Origin of the sequence: Colwellia sp. C1TZA3 (genome assembly GCF_007954265.1) — a bacterium.
GTDB lineage: Bacteria > Pseudomonadota > Gammaproteobacteria > Enterobacterales > Alteromonadaceae > Cognaticolwellia.
This window is the reverse complement of sequence record NZ_VOLS01000113.1, coordinates 1-4,065: the sequence shown is the minus strand read 5'-3', so window position 1 is coordinate 4,065 and position 4,065 is coordinate 1. Positions and strand designations below refer to the sequence as shown.

The 4,065-nt window shown below is 38.9% G+C and carries 3 protein-coding genes; all 3 read left to right on the top strand.

The genetic code is table 11. The features are described 5' to 3' along the window. Positions 1–645 precede the first annotated feature (645 nt). Positions 646–876, top strand: a complete 231-nt coding sequence (locus tag ESZ39_RS17255) for a ferrous iron transport protein A (RefSeq protein WP_146881156.1) — start codon at positions 646–648, stop codon at positions 874–876. Next, on the top strand, positions 873–3,053 hold the full coding sequence (gene feoB, locus ESZ39_RS17250; RefSeq protein WP_223270442.1) for a ferrous iron transport protein B: 2,181 nt from the start codon (positions 873–875) through the stop codon (positions 3,051–3,053). The genes ESZ39_RS17255 and feoB overlap by 4 nt, the downstream gene beginning before the upstream one ends. A 155-nt stretch (positions 3,054–3,208) precedes the next feature. Next, entirely contained in the window at positions 3,209–3,601 is a 393-nt protein-coding gene (locus ESZ39_RS17245) for an MmcQ/YjbR family DNA-binding protein (protein WP_146881155.1), read from the top strand. The last annotated feature ends 464 nt before the right edge of the window (positions 3,602–4,065 follow it).

Below are 4,065 nucleotides of genomic sequence, written 5' to 3'. Positions count from 1 at the left end.
TTATACCAAGTTGATTAATTACCTGCTCATTTTTAATGGTTAAAATGAATAACTACAGCGTTATAAAATTTATAAGGTGAATAACTACTGACTAAATTTTATGCCTTGTATTTATCCATTTTTCCTCATGAAAAAGGTGATCACTTAATTAATCAAATTGGTATTATACCAATCCCATTAAGTTATTGCTCACTTGTACTAGTTAAAATAGCTCAATGCTGTGTTGCTCTCACTCCCAATAGCCAGCTATTGCTCAATCGAGCGCCTTACCTTGAGTCATTTTTCCTGCGCACAACAAGATCACAAACTTAATGGAACTGGTATTAGATTACTGTGTTCACCACTTCGGTTAAATTTATGATCTTGTTGTGTGCAGATAACGTAAATAAGACCATATGTTTATTGTTCTAAATTAAACACAAGTGCTGAAATTCTTGCAGGTAAAATGTGGTTACTCATAATGTGCGTTATTGTGAGTAACAGCCCCACCGGTGTAGTGTGTTTTCACTAGCACAAGTGAGCAATAATCTAATGAAAGTGGTATCAAATCAAGATAACCTTAAAAGTCATATTTAATATCTTGTTGTCTACTGCTAGTTTTAGTATGATCAAATGATAATTGTTATCATTTAGATGTAGGCGACTATGACCTTATACGAATTACCCCTTAATCAGCCAGCTTATATCAGTTATTTACCAGCAAACTTTGCTTTAAGTGCGCAGTTAATTGAACAGGGCTTCGCATTGAAAAGTGAAATATTATTAGCCCACAAAGCCCCTTTTAACGGTCCGCTTGCCTTTCATTTGCATGGCACAAAAATGTGCTTGCCAGCTACTATTGCCAAACAAATTAACATTGAGTTCTTAAGTAAATGATCAAACAAAATATTGCACTGGTCGGTTTTGCTAATTCAGGTAAAAGCACACTCTTTAATGCTTTGGCGGCGGCAAAACAAAAAACGGGTAACTGGACTGGTGTTACTGTTGCCGCCAAGCAACAACAATGTCAGCTTAATCAAAAGCTGACATTGCTTTCTGATTTACCTGGCATTAGCTCTTTGGCGCAGCGAAGTCAGCAAAGTAAAGATCTCTCGGTTACTCATGATTTTATTAAACAAAACCCCATTGATTGTTTAATTAATGTCATTGACGCCACACAACTTAAGCGCCAGCTATATTTAACCACACAACTGCTTGAGCTTGGTCTACCTATGATTGTGGTGCTAAATAAAGCTGATCGTAAAGAAGCCGCTAAGATAGATTTGCAAAAGCTGTCTGCTCAGTTAGGTTGCCCAGTGGTGACTGAAAATAGTATTGGAAAAAATGCGGGCAAAAAAATAACCGCCGCCTTAAAAAATATTCCTAGCCCAAGCGTTGCCGGGCATTTATTGACCCTACCTGACGATTTAGCTGATTACCCGGGCATGCCACTTGAATTAGAGCGTCAAGCTTGCGGTAAAACACCCGGCTGCCAAGCAACAGATAAAAAAGCCATGGCGGTCATGCAAGCACGGTATGACTTTATTCATCAACTGGTTGCTGACGTGGTTACGGCCCCGAATAATAATGCTCAATTTAGTGACAAGTTAGATCGTTGGATGTTGCATCCAGTTTTAGGTGTACCGATTTTTTTAGCTATGATGTACTTGCTATTCATGTTTGCGATTAATGTTGGCGGTGCTTTTATTGATTTTTTTGATATTTTAGCTGGCGCAATATTTGTTGACTATCCGCAACACTTTTTAAGCGCTTTTAATTTACCGGCTTGGCTAAGTACTATTATAAGTGGTGTCGGTTTAGGTATTCAAACCGTAGCAACATTTATTCCCATTATAGCCAGTTTGTTTATTGGTTTGTCACTACTAGAAAGCAGTGGCTATTTAGCCCGAGCCGCATTTGTGGTTGATGCCGCAATGCAAAAAATTGGTTTGCCAGGTAAAGCTTTTGTGCCATTAATTGTTGGTTTTGGTTGTACCGTGCCGGCGGTGATGGCAGCGCGTATTTTGGATAACGAACGGGAAAGAATCACCACCATTATGATGTCGCCATTTATGTCTTGCGGCGCCAGATTACCAGTTTACGCCTTATTTGCCGCGGCTTTTTTTCCAGAATCAGGACAAAATTTAGTATTCTTGTTATACCTTATTGGCATTGCTGCCGCGGTATTGACCGGGCTGATGTTAAAGAAAACCATTCTAATGGGTAAAAACTCTATTAATATTATGGAATTACCTTTGTATGAATGGCCAAAACCGTCATATTTATTTAAACGGGTATGGCAACGTACGCGCTCCTTTATTGTTGGCGCGGGTAAAACCATTATTGTGGTGGTTTGTGTTTTAAACTTCTTTAATTCTTTAGGCACAGACGGGGAATTTGGTCATCATGACACTCAAGACTCTTTGCTAAGCAAAAGTGCGCAGGTGCTGACACCTTTGCTTGCACCAATGGGGGTTAAAGAAGATAACTGGCAAGCGAGTGTTGGTATTATTACTGGGTTATTTGCGAAAGAGGCACTAGTTGCTACGTTTAACAGCTTATATTCACCGGTTTCACAAGAGCCAACAGCCCCTGAGTCTATGCTAGTATTATGGCAGCAAGCGTTAGCCAGTATCGGTGATAATTTACAAGGCATAGCAGCAGACGATCCCTTAGGTACTGACATTGGCGATGTGTCTAGCGTAGAAGTTGCCGCACAGGCACAAGGCGTTGCACAAAGTACCATTACCATTATGCAAGCCGCTTTTGCCGGCAAAATTGGCGCATTTTGTTATTTGCTTTTTATTTTACTTTATACACCATGTGCTGCAGCAATGGGGGCAATTAAAAATGAAGTGGGTACACGCTGGGCAATGTTTGCTGCATTATGGAGTTTTACGTTAGCTTACTTATCGGCAGCGGCATGTTACCAGCTTGCGGTGTTTTCATCACAACCTGTTCATTCGTTTATCAGTATTGCTGTTATTACAGCGTTATTTTTTAGCATATATTACGGTTTAAAACGAGCAGGTAAAAACATTCTTACTATACCTACCTTGGTTTCTTATCGTTAACACTTAGGCCTTTAATTCTTGTTAAGTAATCAATTAAGCTGGTATACCAGCTGATAACACTATCTTTGAAGCACACAGCGTTATTTATCTTGTCGAACATTACTAAACAGCATAGGCTATATTGAATCTTAGTTGTAAAAAGCAGTATTGGAAATATGGATAACATACAAGCAAAGCGTTATTTACTGAATAAAACTGAAACCATTGAATATACTCCATTTGGTCCTGAGGTGAGTGTCTTTAAAGTAAAGCATAAAATGTTTGCGACATTATCGTTAGGTAAAGGTAATGAAAAAGGCACTAATGGTAAAATGGCAGGGCATTGTTGCATCAACTTAAAATGTGACCCTGACGAAGCCGTTATATTGCGTGATGTTTTTGCTGCAGTCATACCGGGCTATCATATGAACAAAACGCAATGGAATACGGTTATTTTAGATGGTTCAATCCCGCAAGGGGAAGTTGAACGCATGATTGATAACTCATATATGTTAGTTGTCAGTAAGATGACCAAGCAAGACCAGCAGTCGCTGCTAATGCCTTTGTAAAATTTTAACATTAGCGCTAAAAAAAGCACCAAACTGACGAATGGTGCTTGCTAACTTGTGATATTAAACTGAGCCTTTTTAATCTACCTAGAGCTGCTGCCATGAGTTCTAAGCCCAAAGTCTAAAACTGAAGATAACAAGAGTTATTGTTTTGAACTGGCATATCTCGTTTAAAATAACTTTTAGCCGCTGTATTCGAATATAATTTACTGAGTCGATAATAATACCAATCTGATGAATTATCTGATCGTTTCACCTGGCTAAAACAACCCACTATGGCGTTATTCATTTAATCATTATCGCTGCATGGATGCCGTTTATTATACCAGTTCCATTCAGTTTGTGATCTTGTTGTGCGCAGGAAAAATAATTCAAGGTAAGGCGCTCGATTGAGCAATAGCTGGCTATTGGGATTGAGAGCAACACAGCCTTGAGCTATTTTAACTAGTACAAGTGAGCAATAA

Excerpts from the sequence above, each read along its gene's own strand:
- feoB (WP_223270442.1), top strand. The coding sequence starts at position 873 with ATGATCAAACAAAATATTGCACTGGTCGGTTTTGCTAATTCAGGTAAA.
- ESZ39_RS17245 (WP_146881155.1), top strand. The coding sequence starts at position 3,209 with ATGGATAACATACAAGCAAAGCGTTATTTACTGAATAAAACTGAAACC.
- ESZ39_RS17255 (WP_146881156.1), top strand. The coding sequence starts at position 646 with ATGACCTTATACGAATTACCCCTTAATCAGCCAGCTTATATCAGTTAT.